Source organism: Jeotgalibacillus marinus (assembly GCF_040801915.1).
GTDB lineage: Bacteria > Bacillota > Bacilli > Bacillales > Jeotgalibacillaceae > Jeotgalibacillus > Jeotgalibacillus marinus.
Map to the genome: position 1 here is coordinate 1 of NZ_JBFMIA010000107.1, position 375 is coordinate 375.

The window sequence follows — 375 nt, forward strand, 5'->3', positions numbered from 1 at the left end:
CCTCCCTCCCTCCCCTCGCGTTCTCCCCCCTTTTTTCCCCCTTTTCTTCCCCTCTTTCTCTTTCTTCTCTTCTCCTTTCTCTTCTTTTTTCTTTCCTTTTTTCCCTCCCCCCCTTCCCCCTCTTTTTCCCCTCTTCCCCTTTCTCCTTCTTCTTTCCCTCTTTCTTCTTTTTTCCCTTCCTTCTTTTTCCTTCCTCTCTCTTTTCTTTTTTCCCTTCCTTTCCTTTCTCCCTTCCTTTTTCTCTTTTTTTTCTTTCCTTCTCTCCTCCTCCCCCCTCCCCCCCCCCCCCCCCTTCCTTTCCTCCTTTTTTTTTTCTTTCCTCCTCTCCTTCTCCTCTTTTCTCCCCTTCTCTTTCTTCCTCTCTTTCCTTTTCTT

At 47.2% G+C, this 375-nt stretch carries 1 protein-coding gene; it reads right to left on the reverse strand.

Annotation, left to right across the window (positions count from 1 at the left end):
• Positions 1-375, reverse strand: a 375-nt coding sequence (locus tag AB1471_RS18865) for a hypothetical protein (RefSeq protein ID WP_367780952.1), incomplete at both ends; no start/stop codon positions are given.